The 13,934-nt window shown below is 73.0% G+C and carries 16 protein-coding genes; 8 read left to right on the forward strand and 8 right to left on the reverse strand.

The window, feature by feature from the left end:
- Positions 1 to 10 precede the first annotated feature (10 nt).
- A complete protein-coding gene (locus tag RBJ65_RS35260; RefSeq protein WP_306319489.1) occupies positions 11 to 298 on the reverse strand; it encodes a hypothetical protein in 288 nt (95 codons plus the stop codon).
- Between RBJ65_RS35260 and RBJ65_RS35265 the strand changes: the two genes are divergently transcribed.
- Entirely contained in the window at positions 275 to 985 is a 711-nt protein-coding gene (locus RBJ65_RS35265; RefSeq protein ID WP_306319490.1) for a DMT family transporter, read from the forward strand. The two genes, RBJ65_RS35260 and RBJ65_RS35265, sit on opposite strands and share 24 nt — an antisense overlap.
- Here RBJ65_RS35265 and RBJ65_RS35270 read toward each other — a convergent pair.
- Positions 942 to 1,214 carry a metal-sensitive transcriptional regulator gene (locus RBJ65_RS35270; protein ID WP_306319491.1) on the reverse strand — a complete coding sequence of 91 codons (273 nt, stop codon included), beginning with the start codon at positions 1,212 to 1,214 and terminating at the stop codon, positions 942 to 944. The genes RBJ65_RS35265 and RBJ65_RS35270 overlap by 44 nt on opposite strands.
- Positions 1,211 to 1,777: a rhodanese-like domain-containing protein gene (locus tag RBJ65_RS35275; RefSeq protein WP_306319492.1), complete on the reverse strand. Its 567-nt coding sequence runs from the start codon at positions 1,775 to 1,777 to the stop codon at positions 1,211 to 1,213. The genes RBJ65_RS35270 and RBJ65_RS35275 overlap by 4 nt, the downstream gene beginning before the upstream one ends.
- Before the next feature lie 256 nt (positions 1,778 to 2,033).
- Here RBJ65_RS35275 and RBJ65_RS35280 point away from each other — a divergent pair, with 256 nt between their 5' ends.
- The 3 genes from RBJ65_RS35280 to RBJ65_RS35290 all read left to right on the forward strand — a co-directional run bounded on the left by RBJ65_RS35280 (position 2,034) and on the right by RBJ65_RS35290 (position 5,942).
- Positions 2,034 to 2,987 carry an SDR family oxidoreductase gene (locus RBJ65_RS35280; RefSeq protein ID WP_306319493.1) on the forward strand — a complete coding sequence of 318 codons (954 nt, stop codon included), beginning with the start codon at positions 2,034 to 2,036 and terminating at the stop codon, positions 2,985 to 2,987.
- A 272-nt stretch (positions 2,988 to 3,259) separates the two neighbouring features.
- Positions 3,260 to 4,474 carry a class I SAM-dependent methyltransferase gene (locus tag RBJ65_RS35285; protein ID WP_306319494.1) on the forward strand — a complete coding sequence of 405 codons (1,215 nt, stop codon included), beginning with the start codon at positions 3,260 to 3,262 and terminating at the stop codon, positions 4,472 to 4,474.
- A gap of 115 nt (positions 4,475 to 4,589) precedes the next feature.
- Positions 4,590 to 5,942, forward strand: coding sequence for an LCP family protein (locus tag RBJ65_RS35290; RefSeq protein WP_306319495.1), 1,353 nt, complete (start codon positions 4,590 to 4,592; stop codon positions 5,940 to 5,942).
- Here RBJ65_RS35290 and RBJ65_RS35295 read toward each other — a convergent pair.
- Positions 5,907 to 6,497 (reverse strand): hypothetical protein, encoded by a 591-nt coding sequence (locus tag RBJ65_RS35295; protein ID WP_306319496.1) that lies wholly within the window; start codon positions 6,495 to 6,497, stop codon positions 5,907 to 5,909. The genes RBJ65_RS35290 and RBJ65_RS35295 overlap by 36 nt on opposite strands.
- 639 nt (positions 6,498 to 7,136) lie before the next feature.
- On the opposite strand from RBJ65_RS35295, the gene RBJ65_RS35300 reads away from it, so the two are divergent.
- Positions 7,137 to 7,853: a hypothetical protein gene (locus tag RBJ65_RS35300; RefSeq protein WP_306319497.1), complete on the forward strand. Its 717-nt coding sequence runs from the start codon at positions 7,137 to 7,139 to the stop codon at positions 7,851 to 7,853.
- Positions 7,854 to 7,878: 25 nt separating this feature from the next.
- Here the strand turns inward: RBJ65_RS35300 and RBJ65_RS35305 are convergent, their stop codons facing one another.
- The gene (locus RBJ65_RS35305; RefSeq protein WP_306319498.1) at positions 7,879 to 8,709 is read right to left on the reverse strand and encodes an endo alpha-1,4 polygalactosaminidase; all 831 of its coding nucleotides are present in this window, start codon (positions 8,707 to 8,709) and stop codon (positions 7,879 to 7,881) included.
- Positions 8,710 to 8,755: 46 nt separating this feature from the next.
- The gene (locus RBJ65_RS35310) at positions 8,756 to 9,250 is read right to left on the reverse strand and encodes a GNAT family N-acetyltransferase (protein ID WP_306319499.1); all 495 of its coding nucleotides are present in this window, start codon (positions 9,248 to 9,250) and stop codon (positions 8,756 to 8,758) included.
- A gap of 387 nt (positions 9,251 to 9,637) precedes the next feature.
- On the opposite strand from RBJ65_RS35310, the gene RBJ65_RS35315 reads away from it, so the two are divergent.
- Positions 9,638 to 10,327, forward strand: coding sequence for a ribonuclease H (locus tag RBJ65_RS35315; RefSeq protein WP_306319500.1), 690 nt, complete (start codon positions 9,638 to 9,640; stop codon positions 10,325 to 10,327).
- A gap of 105 nt (positions 10,328 to 10,432) precedes the next feature.
- Here RBJ65_RS35315 and RBJ65_RS35320 read toward each other — a convergent pair whose 3' ends face one another.
- Positions 10,433 to 11,293, reverse strand: coding sequence for a glycoside hydrolase family 16 protein (locus RBJ65_RS35320; RefSeq protein ID WP_306319501.1), 861 nt, complete (start codon positions 11,291 to 11,293; stop codon positions 10,433 to 10,435).
- A gap of 197 nt (positions 11,294 to 11,490) precedes the next feature.
- On the opposite strand from RBJ65_RS35320, the gene RBJ65_RS35325 reads away from it, so the two are divergent.
- Entirely contained in the window at positions 11,491 to 12,456 is a 966-nt protein-coding gene (locus tag RBJ65_RS35325) for a D-2-hydroxyacid dehydrogenase family protein (RefSeq protein WP_306319502.1), read from the forward strand.
- Positions 12,457 to 12,477: 21 nt separating this feature from the next.
- Here RBJ65_RS35325 and RBJ65_RS35330 read toward each other — a convergent pair whose 3' ends face one another.
- The gene (locus RBJ65_RS35330; protein ID WP_306319503.1) at positions 12,478 to 12,942 is read right to left on the reverse strand and encodes a cupin domain-containing protein; all 465 of its coding nucleotides are present in this window, start codon (positions 12,940 to 12,942) and stop codon (positions 12,478 to 12,480) included.
- Positions 12,943 to 13,144: 202 nt separating this feature from the next.
- Here RBJ65_RS35330 and RBJ65_RS35335 point away from each other — a divergent pair, with 202 nt between their 5' ends.
- On the forward strand, positions 13,145 to 13,930 hold the full coding sequence (locus tag RBJ65_RS35335) for an SAM-dependent methyltransferase (protein ID WP_306319504.1): 786 nt from the start codon (positions 13,145 to 13,147) through the stop codon (positions 13,928 to 13,930).
- Positions 13,931 to 13,934 lie beyond the last annotated feature (4 nt).

The raw sequence follows: 13,934 nt of genomic DNA on the forward strand, positions 1-13,934 counted from the left end.
CGCGGCGGGGTTACGGCCGTCCGAGGTCGTCGAGCAGTCCGTCGAGGGCCTCGCCGAGAGCTGCCGCGTTGGCCTGCGTGAACCAGGTGGTGCGGATGCGCTCGTTGTTCCCCTTCGGTGTCTCGTGGTCGGCCGCGAGCCGGTCCAGGGAGCGGGTCTCGTCCCCCAGGGCGCGGCCGACGCCCTGGAACAGCCCGCGGACGTACCGGTCGGCGTCGCCCGCGTCGATGCCGTGGTCCGTGACCCACGAGGAGAGCGTGGCGAGGTACGCGTAGTGCGCGGTCAGCGTCCCCGTCACCGCGGACATCACGTTGAAGGCGGCCTCGTCCGGCACGGGCAGCGCCCCGCCTTCGACGGGTACGGGCCCGCGCTCAGCGCGCTGCTCGCCGTCGCGTTCCTGGGGGAGCGGGCGACCTGGCGCACCGTCGTGGGGTCCGCGACGGCGCTGGCCGGATGCGCGCTCATCGCCCTCACCGGCGGCGAGACCGGCTACAGCGTCGCCGCCTGGGCCGTCATGGGCGCGGCGGTCGTGCAGGCCGTGTACCACTTCGCCATCAAGCCGCTGCTGCGGCACCGCACCGGCCTCGAAGTCGCCTGTTACGCGATGTGGGCGGGCACGGCGCTGCTGCTCCCGCTGGCGCCGGGCGCGCTCGGCGAGGTGGTGCGGGCCCCGCTCGACGCGACGCTCGCCGCCCTGTACTTGGGGCTGCTGCCGTCCGCCGCCGGGTTCGTGGTGTGGGGGTACGCGGTGGCCCGGCTGACCGTGACGGCGGCGACCGCCGCGCTGTACCTCGTACCGGGAGTGGCCCTTGTCGTCGCGTACCTGTGGCTGGGCGAGACGCCGACGCTCGTCGAGGTGGCAGGCGGCGTCGTGACGCTCGCCGGTGTCGTACTGCTGGGGCGCGCCACCCCGAAGCGGCGCGGCGCGCCAGCCGACGGCGTCACGCCAGCGAAAGAAACAGCTTCTCCAGCTCGTCCTCGCTGAGCGGCGGCTGCTCGCCGTCCGCCGCGTTCATGCAGTCCCGCATGCCGGAGGCGATGATCTTGAATCCGGCCCGGTCCAACGCCCGTGACACCGCGGCGAGTTGAGTGACCACGTCCTTGCAGTCGCGGCCCGCCTCGATCATCGCGATGACGCCGGACAGCTGGCCCTGCGCGCGGCGCAGCCGCTTCAGGACGGCGTCCATCGCCTCGGGGTTGCCCGTGCCGCTCATGAGCGCAGCGCCGCGCGGGCCGTGTCGAGCGTGCCCGGCGCGGGACGGTTGAAGGGCAGCTTGCCGAGCAGCGCCGCCATGCCGCAGGTGTTGCTCACGCCCGAGTAGACGAGGCCGGAGGCGATGCCCGCGGCGAGCAGGCGGCTCTTCGGGGTGCGGCGGCCGAGCGCGAGGCCGAGCAGGACCAGCGAACCGGCGGCGAACCTGACCTGCCGGTCCATCGCCCAGACGGCGCGCTCGGGGCGCTCCGCGGTGTCGACCGGCAGCCCCTCGGCGGTCCACGCCTGCGTGCCGCCGTCCAGGCCGAGGGCGTCGACGCCGGCCTCCGCGAGCTTCGCGCAGGCGGCGGCGGAGCGCTGCCCCGCCGCGCACACGACGACGATCCGGCGCCGCTCGGCCGCGTCCCGCAGCTCGGGCAGCAGCGCGTCGATGAGGTCGGCGGGCACGTTGAGCGCGCCGGGCACGTGGCCGGACGCGTACTCGGCGGGCGCGCGGACGTCGAGGACGAGGGTGTCGTCGGCGGCCCTGCCGCGCAGCTCGGCGGGGGCGAGGGTGGTGCTCATGTCTCTCCTGTTCCGGTGGGGTGGGGGTGCGGGGTGGGGTTGCATGGCTAGATCGACTTTATACCCCCGAGGGTATCACCATATACCCCTATGGGTATTTGGTGTCAGTGGGGCGAAGTCGGCCCGAAAGCAGGACAGGGGATGTCGGGATTCCGGGACATGCTCGTAGGAGCGAGAGGACATGGCGACTTACCGACACACCACGACAACCGACACACCACGACAACCGGCACACCGTGACAACGGGAGACACCCCATGCCCGACACCCCCACCCCACGTCCCGCGACGGACGGACAACAACAACCCCTGACCGGCAAGGTCGCCCTCGTCGCGGGCGCCACCCGCGGCGCGGGCCGAGGCACCGCCGTGGAACTCGGCGCGGCCGGTGCCACCGTCTACGTCACGGGCCGCAGCACCCGCGCCCAGCGGTCCGAGTACGACCGCCCCGAGACCATCGAGGACACCGCCGACCTCGTCACCGCCGCCGGAGGCCACGGCATCGCGGTCCCCACCGACCACCTCGAACAGGACCAGGTCCGCGCCCTCGTCGAACGTATCGACCGCGAACAGGGCCGCCTCGACGTCCTCGTCAACGACATCTGGGGCGGCGAGAAACTCTTCGAATGGGACGCGCCGGTCTGGGAGCACGACCTCGACAACGGACTGAGGCTGCACCGACTCGCCGTCGAGACGCACGCCATCACCAGCCACTTCGCGCTGCCGCTGCTGCTGCGCACGCCGGGCGGCCTGGTCATCGAGATGACCGACGGCACCGCCGAGTACAACGGCGCCAACTACCGCAGCTCCTTCTTCTACGACCTGGCCAAGAGCTCGGTGCTGCGCATGGCCTTCGCCCTCGGCCACGAACTGGGCTCGCGCGGCGCCACGGCCGTGGCCCTGACGCCGGGCTGGATGCGTTCGGAGATCATGCTCGACGTGTTCGGTGTCACCGAGGACACCTGGCGCGAGGCGCTGACGGCCCAGCCGCACTTCGCGATCTCCGAGACGCCCCGGTACACCGGCCGCGCCGTCGCCGCGCTCGCCGCGGACCCGGACGTCGCCCGGTTCAACGGAACGTCCCAGTCCAGCGGCGGTCTCGCGCGCGTCTACGGCTACACCGACCTCGACGGCAGCAGCCCCGACGCCTGGCGCTACCTCGTCGAGGTCCAGGACGCGGACAAGCCGGCCGATGTCACCGGGTACCGGTGAGGCCGGGTCCTGAGGCCGAGTCCTGACGCCGGGTCCTGAGGCCGGGGCTCCTCTCGGGGTGCGAGTTGGGGGTGCGAGAATCGACGCCATGACTTCGGCCCACGCGATCGTTCCCGGACTGGTCCTCGGCGACTCCGCCCCGCGCACCGCGACGCGGGGGCGGAGCCGAGGCTGACCCGGGCGCTCGCCCGGAGACGACCTCCGGGCCGTTTCCCGCTCCTCGCCGAAGTGCGCTTCGTGCCCCGCACGTTCCACTACGAGGAGTTCCCACGGTGACCGTCCTGCACTGGACCGATCCCGAAACCGACACCACCCACGCCGCGCCCTGGCGCGCGCTCGGCGGCGGACGCCCGCCCCGGCGCGTCGTGCCCGCCGACGACCGGATCAGCGCGCGGGTGGCGTATCGCTACGCCTGCGAAGGCACCGCGCTGCTGTGGCGCGGCGACTACCACGGCGCCCGGCACCTGCTGAGCGCGCTCGGCCGCCGAGTCGAACGGGCGCTGCCGCCCGCCGACGGCTTCCACCAGCACCGCAGGAACCAGGCCCACCGTGCCAGGATCCTCGGCATGCTGCTCGTCGCCCTCGACGCCGACCACGGCCTCGACCTGCGCCGCGCCCCTGACGTGCGCCGCGCCTGCGCGGAGGCGTACGGACCCGCCCCCGGCACGCCCGGCGTCGTACCGCTGCGCGAACTGCTCGGCGTCGTCGGCGCCCACGAATGGCGCCGCACCGGAGTCCCCGTGCCCGCGCTCGGCGGGGACCGCGTCCATCCGCACTACGGGGTGTTCGCCCCGGTCAGGGGCGAGTACGTCGACCTGGTGGGCGCGGCGCCGCTGCCGCGCGGCGCGGTCGGCGGCGTCGCCTTCGACCTCGGCACCGGAACCGGGGTGCTCGCCGCCGTGCTCGCCCGGCGCGGCGTCGGCCGCGTCGTCGCCACGGACGCGAACCCCCGCGCGCTCGCCTGCGCCCGCGACAACGTCGACCGGCTCGGCCTCGCGGACCGCGTCGAGGTGAGCGACGCCGGCCTGTGGCCACCGGCAGGCCGCGCCGACCTCGTCGTATGCAACCCGCCATGGCTCCCCGCCCGGCCCGTCGCGGCACTGGACGAGGGCGTGTACGACCCGGACTCCCGCATGCTGCGCGGCTTCCTCGACGGGCTCGCCGAACGCCTCGAACCCGGCGGGGGCGAGGGCTGGCTGATCCTCTCCGACCTCGCCGAACACCTGGGGCTGCGCGGCCGCGACTGGCTGTTGGCCGCGTTCGCCGCGGCGGGCCTGCGGGTCGCGGATCGGCTCGACGTCCGGCCGCGCCACCCACGGGCCCGTGGTGGTGACCGGGGCCGTACGGATCCGCTGAGTGCCGCACGCGCGGCGGAAGTGACGTCGCTGTGGCGGCTGCTTCCGGTAGCGGGGTCGACGAGGCCGATGGGTCCGATGGGTCCGATGGGCCCGATGGGGTCAACGGGGGAGGGGATCGTGGGGACATGACGGTGAATCGGGCGTGGCCGTGCGGGACAAATGCCGCAGCCCAGGGTAAAGGGGTCTCGTCGCGCCCGCCCATCCGGGCGCCCGCCCTCACCATCCGTACGACGGAGGTACGTCCATGGCCCCCCACCACCGTCTCCGCCGCCGCCACTCGGTGGCCGCGGCAGCCCTGTTGATCACCACGCTCGCCGGTGCCGGACCCGCGCAGGGCGGGCCCGGCACCGGCGCGGGTCCGGATTCCGCCGACGGGAAGGGCATGGGGGCGGGCAAGGACAAGGGCACCAACCTGCTCGTCGCGGGCCTCGACCGCCGCAGCGGGATGACACGGGACGAGATCCAGCGGCTGCACGTCGGCGGCCAGGAGTGCGGCTGCACCGACGTGCTGATGCTCGTGCACATCGCCGCCGACGGCCGCCGACTCAGCGTCGTCTCGCTGCCCCGTGACTCGTTCGTCCCGTTCGCCGGGCACCGCCACCGCGCGCACAGCGGAAAGATCAACGGGGCGTACGACCACGGGGGCCGCGACCTGACCGTGCGTACCGTCGAACGCGCCACCGGGGTGCGCGTCGACCACTACCTGGAGGCCGACTTCCGCGGGTTCGTGGCGGCCGTCGACGACCTGGGCGGCGCCGAGGTGTGCGCGGACAAGCCGCTGCGCGACGAGAACTCGGGGCTCCGACTCGCCGCCGGCACCCACGACATCGACGGCCGGCACGCCCTGCGGTACGTCCGCGCACGGCACGTCGACCCGCCAGGGGACCTCGGGCGGGTGCGCCGCCAACAGAAGCTGCTGCTCGGCATGTTGGCGCGGCTCGCCGACGCGAAGGTCTTCCAGGACCCCGCCGCGACCGCCCGCACGGCCCGCGCGCTGCTCGCGCACGTACGCACCGACGGACACACGGAGCTGCGCACGCTCCTCTCCCTGGCCTGGCGGATGCGTGAACTCACGCCGCGCCGGACGGAGTTCGCCACCGTGCCCATCGCGAACTTCGACTACCGGGACCCGAAGTGGGGGTCCTCGCTGCTGTGGGACAAGAAGCGGGCCAAGCGGATGTTCGACGCGCTGCGCACCGATCGTCCGCTGACCTCCACCCGGAAGTCCGGCGGCCCGGTCCCCGTCGGCATGCCGCCGAAGGACACCAAGGTCGCCGTCGACGACGCGGGCGTCGCCGACGGGCTGCGCGCGAACGGCTTCGACGTCACGGAGACCGCCGCGCCGAGCGCCCGCCGCCACGGCCCCACCCTCGTCACCTACGACCCCGAACGCGCCCGCTACGCGCCCTCCTTGGCCGCCGCCCTGCCCGGCGCGAAGCTGCGCCCCGTGGCCGGATTCGGCCCCGTCTTCCGGGTGGCGGTCGGGGGCGAGGGGCGTGATGTGACGCAAGTGACGTACGACCGGAGCATGGTGGAGGGGGCGCCCGTTACCGGAGACCGCCTACGGTGTCCGCACCCTTCGGGTAAAAAGGGCTGAAAACCTACCGCCTCGGGGCCACTTGAGGTTCCGTGACGGCAGCGCGACGCTCTGTGTTGCGGTTACGGTTCTGCTGTGGTGATCAATGCGCAAGGCAACAACGAGGCACAAACCCCCGAGCCCGGCACGGCGCTGCTGCTCGCGGCCGCTCCCGCCGGCAAGGGGTGCCTCATCGACGCGGCCGCCGTGCTGCCGACGCTCGCGGCGGTGCCGCCGGGCGTGCTCACCGGCACGTCGGCGGCGACGGTCGTCGAACTCGCGGACCCGCTCGACCCGCAGGCCGTCCTGACGCGTCTGCGCACCGTCGCCGCGCAGCCCGGCCCGCTCCACCTCTACGTCACGGGCCAACTCCACATAGACCAGCGCCAGCGCCTCCTCCACCTGGCCCTGGCCCGCACCACCCCGTCGACGCTGCGCTACACGGCGCTGCCCTGGCACTGGCTCACCGGCGAACTCACCCTGCGCCGCCCGCACACCACGACCGTCGTCGTCGATCTCGTCGCCGACGCGGACGCCTTCCAGCACGTTCGCGCGGGCGGTCTCGGCCTCGGCCACGGCACGAGCCTCTTCGGCCGGGTGGTGCCACCGCCGCCCCGCCGCACCACGCTCACCCCCGCGTACCTCCGCGCCTACGCCGACATCTGGCGCACCGGCTCCCGCCCCGCCCGGCCCCAACTCCACGACGAGGCCGCGGCACGCTCGGGCGCCAAGGACGCGCTGTTCGTGTCCCTGGACTCCCCGGCCCCACCCCACGGGGTCGGTTCCGGGGCCACGGCCCACGGGGTCGGTCCTGGGTCCACGGCCCACGGGGTCGGCTCCGGGTCTACGGCCCACGCGGCTGGTCCTGGGTCTGCGCCTCACGGGGTCGGCTCCGGGTCCCCACCCCACGGGGTCGGTCCCGGGTCTACGGCCCACGCGGCTGGTCCTGGGTCCGCGCCTCACGGGGTCGGTCCCGGGTCCACGGCCCACGCGGCCGGTCCCGGGGCCATGCCCCACGAGGCCGACCCCCGGTCCACGCCACCGGAACCACTCCCGAGCCCCGGCGCAGTCCCGGCACCCACCCCGGTTCGGGTCCCCAGCCCTGCCACGTCCGACGTCAGCACGCCGACTCCGGCTCCCGGCTCGGTCACGTCCGACGCCATCACGCCGGCCCCGGTTCCCGCCCCGGCGGCGAGCCCGGCCCCTGGCCCTGCCATGCCCGACGTCACCACGTCGGCCCCGGCGTCAGGCGCCACGCCCGGCACGGCCCCGATATCGACCACGGACGCGGCCCCGGACGCAGAGCCGCCCCCGGTTCCGGCCCCGGCCGAGCCCCCGGCCCCCGTCACCACGTCACCCGCCGAACAGCCCGCGCCCGCCCCGGCTCCGCACCCCGAACCCGCCCCGGTGGCACCCACCGCACCCCCCATGCCCGCCCACGCCCCCGCCCGCCCCACCGAACCCCCGACATCCGCCGCCGCGAGCCAAGCCACACCCCCACCCCCCGGCGGAGCCGATCCGCACGGGATGATTTTGGTGGCCGTGCGGGAGGGGCGGCACGGGGAGGCCGCGTCGATCGCGGCGATGTGGGAGAGCGAGGCGCTGCGGGTGTACGGGCTTCGGTCGGCGGAGGTCATCCACTGGATGGAGGTCCGCGCCGACCTCGCCCGCCTAGCCGACGAACCCGGCCGCAGCTGCGAGTTGTGGATCGGCGTGGCGCACGCCCGCATGGCGCGCGGCGAGGCGCCGTCCGACGAGGACGTGGAGGCGGCCGTCGACCGCGCCCACCACCAGTGGGAGCAGGTCGGTGACCCGGGCCGGGCCCGCGGGCACGCCGCCGCGCTGACCGCCCTGCGCGAACAGGTGCCGGGCCGCCGCCCCGGCGCCCTCGACGCGATCAAACGCCGCCTCGACGCGCTGAGCGCCACATGAGGGACGGATGCGTGCGGGGACGCGCTCAACAGGCCCGTCGGACATGCCCCTTCGTACCCTCGGGCCGCACATCCCTGTCCCGCAGCACGATCGACAACCGGTCGCCCCACGCCCGGCAGGCCCGCTCGAAGTCCGCCTCCCGGTACTCGACGGCGAAGACCCGGTCGTCGTACGCCGACGCGTACCCCCGGCACTCGCCGTAGCGCCCGCACTCCTCGGCCACCGCGAAGTCGAAGCCGATGCTGCGGTGTTCGGGGAGGAGGTCGGCCGTGTTCTTCTGGCCGGCCGCGAGGCCCGCCCGGTGCGCCCGCCGGGTGATGAGCTGGGCGAACGCGACCGCGTCCGAGGAGTCGAGCAGTCCGTCGGAGCGTTCGTAGGAGTCGAGGTTGTCCGGTTCCACGGCCTGGTAGCCGTCGTCGGCGCAGCCGTCGATCCAGCCGCCGACGATGTCTGCCAGGCGCGACCGCTTCGCCGACGTGGAGATGTCGAAGAGCGGCTCGTCCCAGTCCTCGTCGATCACCAACCGCCCGTCCGCGTCGCGCAGCAGAAGGTCGTCGTGGTGGCTGTGCCACCACCGCAGCGCGTCCGGCTGGGCCTGGAAGGCGTTGACGTAGCAGACGTTGTAGAGGCCGCGGGCGGGGGAGTCCCCGCGGTCCCGGGCGACGGCGCGCACCCCCGGCGGAGGCTTGTACGCGCCACCGATCTGGTAGTCGAACTCGGCGTCCGGCGTCGGCCGTTGGACGCGCGGCGAATCGGCCGCGGGGCCGGGAGACCCGGCGCACGCGGACAGCGCGAACGCGGCGGTCAGGCAGAGGACCAGCGCCGACAGTCGTCGGGAACCCGGGCTGAAGATCATCGGCGTAGCCTAGAACGCCCGACCCCGTCGACCCTCCACGCAACCCCTACAACGGACGCCGGAAACACACCCGGTGCTGCCCCGGCCCGTCGTAGTCGTCACGCACCGCGACCCCGCCCACCTCCCGGTCGCCCGGCTCCACCACGAACCCCAGCGCCCGGTGGAACGCGATGGACCCGGTGTTCCCCGGCGAGGTGATCGCCCGCACGTCCCGCCGCCCGGCCCTCGCCGCCCGCCGGAAGAACTCCTCGTACAGGCCCCGCCCCACGCCCGTGCCGCGCAGCGCCGGGTCGACCCCGACGAAGTGGATGTACGCGGAGGTGTCGTCGTCGGCGGCGTACAGGCCCACCAGGAACGCCCGTACGCCGGAGGAGTCCTCCGCGACCAGGCTGGTGCCCGCGAAGAACTGCAGGAACAGGCGGGGGAGCAGCAGCGACAACTCGCGTGCCTCCTGCGGGGTGCGCGAGTCGCCCCACCACTCCTGGACACGTCGTACGAGCATCGGGTGGTCGGCCTCGCGGGCCGCGCGCGGCTCGGGCATTGCGGAGGGTTCCTTTCGTCGTGTCGTCGTGTCGTCGTGTCGTCGTGGACTTGGCGACGCGGCCGGGCCGAACAGCCATCAAGCCGAACAGTCGGCAAGCCGCACAGCCATCAAGCGGAGCGCTCCGTGACGTACCTCACGACCCGCCCCGGCGCCGCCGGGAACAACCCTGCCATCCCGTCCGTTGAGCAAGACGTGGACACGGATGGAACAGTGTCCCCGGGCCTCACCTATTGCCCGTGGGGAAGATCGTTCGGCTGAAGCCCCACGGAGCCCCCCGCCGAGAGGCGACCGCCATCCGTGTCCCACCAGAGCCGCCCCGGCCGTGGTCCCCCGTCGCGGCCGGGGCTTTCTTCTGCGCTCCGGCGGACCTGGCATGATCGAGGCATGGCAGAACGTGTGATCGCCGCGTGTGACGGCGCGTCGAAAGGAAACCCCGGACCCGCGGCATGGGCGTGGGTCGTCGCCGACGGCGACGAGAAGCCCGTGCGGTGGGAGGCCGGCGCGCTCGGCACCGCGACGAACAACGTCGCCGAACTCACCGCCCTGGAACGGCTGTTGAGCACGGTCGACGCGAACGTGCCGCTCGAGGTGCGGATGGACTCGCAGTACGCGATGAAGGCGGTCACGACGTGGCTGCCCGGCTGGAAGCGCAAGGGCTGGAAGACGGCGGCCGGTAAGCCCGTCGCCAACCAGGAGTTGGTGCAGCGGATCGACGCGCTGCTCGAGGGCCGCGCGGTCGAGTTCAAGTACGTGCCCGCGCACCAGGTCGACGGCGACCCGCTCAACGACTTCGCGGACCGCGCCGCGAGCCAGGCCGCCGTGGTCCAGCAGGACGCGGGCAGCGCCCTCGGCTCGCCCGAACCGCCGCCGTCCGCCCCGTCCGCCGCCAAGCCGCCGCGCGCGAGGAAGTCGGCGCCCGCCAAGCGGGCCGCCTCCTCCGGCTCCTCGTCGCGCACCATCAAGGCGAAGTTCCCCGGCCGCTGCCGCTGCGGCCGCACGTACGCCGCCGGCGTGGACATCGCCAAGAACCCCGACGGCTGGGGCCATCCGGAGTGCCGCACCACCGACGCGTAGAACGCGGGAGAACGGAACAGGGAGGGCCCGGCGCGCACCGCGCCGGGCCCTCCCGCCGTTCCTTCATCTACTCCCGTTCACGTGCTCCCGTTCACCTGCTCCCGTTCACGTGCTGACGCGTACGTAGTCCACCAGTAGCCGCTGCGGGAACTGCGTACTCGAGTCGGGGTCACCCGGCCAGTACCCGCCCACGGCGAGGTTCAGGATCAGGAAGAACGGGTGCTCGAAGACCCACTGGTTGCCGCCGACATCGGCGGGCGTCCGGGTCTGGTAGACCGTTCCGTCCACCGACCACGTGATCTTGTTCGGGGTCCAGTCCACCGCGAACGTGTGGAAGGCGTCCGCGAAGGCCTGGCCGCCGGGCAGGGTGTAGCCCGCGCCGATCCCGCCCGAGCCGGAGTAGCCGGGGCCGTGGATCGTGCCGTGCACGGTGGACGGTTCGAAGCCGACGTTCTCCATGACGTCGAGCTCGCCGCAGTTCGGCCAGCCCGCCGAGCCGATGTCGCTGCCCAGCATCCAGAACGCGGGCCAGATGCCCTGCCCGCGCGGGAGCTTCATCCGGGCCTCGACGTGGCCGTGCGTCGTCTCGAACTTCCCCGACGTGTTGAGGCGCGCCGAGGTGTACTCACACGTCCCGTACCAGCACTGGTAGTTGGACGGGTTCTCGCGTTTGGCGGTGATGACCAGGTTGCCCTGGCCGTCGAGGGCGGCGTTGTTGGTGCCTGATGTGTAGTACTGCCGCTCGTGGTTGCTGACGTTGTCTCCCGTCTCCAGCTGCCACTTCGAGCCGTCGACCGCCGAGCCCGCGGGCCCGTCGAAGTCGTCGGAGAAGGTGACCGCCGCGGCGTGGGCCTCGCCCTCGGTCCCGGCCGCGCTGGCCGTGGGGACGAAGGCCGCGGCGACGCACAGCAGCGCCGCCGCGCCCAGCGGAAGTCTGCGGCTCAGTGGACGGAGTGAACTGCGCATGGGGCATCACATCACTTCGGGTAGGGGGTCGTGCCGTCCCGCGGCACGCCAGAAAGTGAAGGCAAGAAAGCTGCGCTTGATGTGTTCCGTTCAAGAGTTGATTTAAGGGGTGGGGTGAGGGGCCGTCAAGGGACCGCGCGAAAGTCCGTACCAGCGCTCCCGGTTAGGGTTTCCGGACGATCTTCGAACCGGGAGCGATGGTGAGCATGCTGAAGTGCGCGGTACTCGACGACTACCAGGGTGTCGCCCCGCGACTTGCCGACTGGGACCGCCTCTCGGACCGTGTCGACGTCAGGTACCTGAATCGTTATGTCGATACGCACGACGAGCTCGTCGCGGAGATCGGTGACTGCGAGATCGTCGTCGTGATGCGTGAACGCACCCCGTTCCCGGCCGAGTTGATCGCCCGGCTGCCGAAGCTGCGGCTGCTCGTCACCTCCGGCATGCGCAACGCTTCCATCGACCTCGCCGCTGCCGCCGCGCACGGCGTCACCGTCTGCGGCACCGCAAGCAACCCCGAACCGCCCGTCGAACTCACCTGGGCCCTGCTTCTCGGCCTCGCCCGCGGCGTCCTCACCGAAGGCGGCAATCTGCGCGACGGCGGCCCCTGGCAGTCCACCCTCGGCGCCGACCTGCACGGGCGTCGGCTCGGCCTGCTCGGGCTCGGCAAGATCGGGGCGCGGGTCGCACGCGTCGGCGCCGCCTTCGGCATGGAGGTGGCCGCGTGGAGCCGGAACCTCACCGCCGAGCGGGCGGCCGAGGAGGGTGTCACCCTCGCCGCTTCCAAGGAGGAACTCCTCGACACCAGCGACTTCGTCTCCGTGCACCTCGTCCTGAGCGAGCGCACCCGCGGTCTGCTCGGCGCCGACGAGCTGCGCCGCATGCGCGACACCGCGTACCTGGTGAACACCTCGCGCGCGGCGATCGTCGACCAGGACGCCCTCGTGCGGGCGCTGCGAGAGGGCTGGATCGCGGGCGCGGGCAGCGATGTCTTCGACGTCGAGCCGCTCCCGGCCGACCACCCGCTGCGCACCGCCCCGAACTTCCTCGGCCTGCCCCACCTCGGCTATGTCACGCGGCGCAACTACGAGGGCTTCTTCCAGGGCGCCGTCGAGGACATCGAGGCGTATCTCGCGGGCGAGCCCGTGCGGACACTCGGCTGAGCGGCGCGGGCGAGGCCCGGTTCAGTTCCGTACGAACTCCCTGAGCGCGTCCGCGAGATGCGGGAACTCGTCCAGTACGGCGCCCGTCGCGAACTCGTGGTCCGCGTAGTCGAAGCCGGGCGTGACGACCTCCGCCACCAGGCCGTGGCGGGCGCCGTCCGTCAGGTGCGAGGCCTTCCACCAGCCGCCCGGCACCAGCAGGAACCGCTCGTCGTCCGGGCCCAGCGTGGTGCGCCGGAGGGTGCCTCCGGGGTCCACGGTCAGGTACTCCAGGGGGCCGCCGTCGATCAGGAAGTGCAGGATGTCGCTCCGGTTGCGGTGCAGCAGTCCGCTCGGCCTGCGCTCGTCGAGCAGGTAGTAGATCGAGGTCGCGGAGGGGCGGGGGCCGTGCGGCGTCGACAGGGTGTGGGGGCTCGTGTAGACGCGGCGGAAGGCGCCGCCCTCGCCGTGCGGCTCAAGGCCGAGCTCGGATTCCCAGTCGCGCACGGTGGCTCCTCCGGGTGGATCATGAGTGGGCGGTCAAGAGTAGCGGGCGGACGGCGCCGCGGCAGCTCGGCGAGTACCGTGCGCTGTCGCCCGCACACCCGCCGTGACCTGCAACTCCGTGAAAGGATGGGGGAGTTGGAATGACACACTGCGGGCAGGTCACAGACATCGTCCCGCCCCCTCTGCGACGTTGGAGAGTCTCATGACGGCACCCGCATCCCGGCCCCGTATCGACACCAGTCAGGCGCACCCAGCGCGCGTCTACGACTGGTTGCTCGGCGGGAAGGACAACTACCCCGTCGACGAGGCCGTGGGTGCCCAACTGCCGCCGGAGGCGCGGGACGCGGCGCGGCAGAACCGCGAGTTCATGCACCGGGCCGCCGGCTGGCTCGCAGCGCAGGGCGTCGACCAGTACCTGGACATCGGCACCGGCATCCCGACCGCGCCGAACCTGCACCAGATCGTGCAGCGGACGGTCCCGACCGCCAAGATCGTCTACACCGACAACGACCCCATCGTGCTCGCGCACGCGCAGGCCCTCCTCGTGAGCAGCCCCGAAGGTGTCACCGACTACATCGAGGGCGACGTCCGCGAACCGGCCGCCATCCTCGAACACGCCCGCACCGTCCTGGACTTCGGCCGCCCCGTCGCCCTGTCGCTGATCGCGCTGATGCACTTCGTCGCGGACGACGAGGAGGCGTACGGCATCGTGGCCTCGCTGGTGTCCGAGCTGCCGTCGGGCAGCTACCTCACCCTGTCGAACGCGGCGTCGGACCTGTTCGTCGAGCAGGGCGCGCAGGTGCGCGAGCAGTACGCGAAGGCGGGCATGAAGCTCGGCCTGCGCACCCGGGACGGCGTGGCCCGCTTCTTCGACGGCCTCGACCTCGTGGCACCCGGCCTGACGACCGCCACGGAATGGTTCCGCGACGACAACGCGCCGGAGCCCGAGGACAGCGGCATCTACGTGGCCGTGGCCCGAGTCCCCTGATACG

Source organism: Streptomyces sp. KL109B, from assembly GCF_030766935.1.
GTDB lineage: Bacteria > Actinomycetota > Actinomycetes > Streptomycetales > Streptomycetaceae > Streptomyces.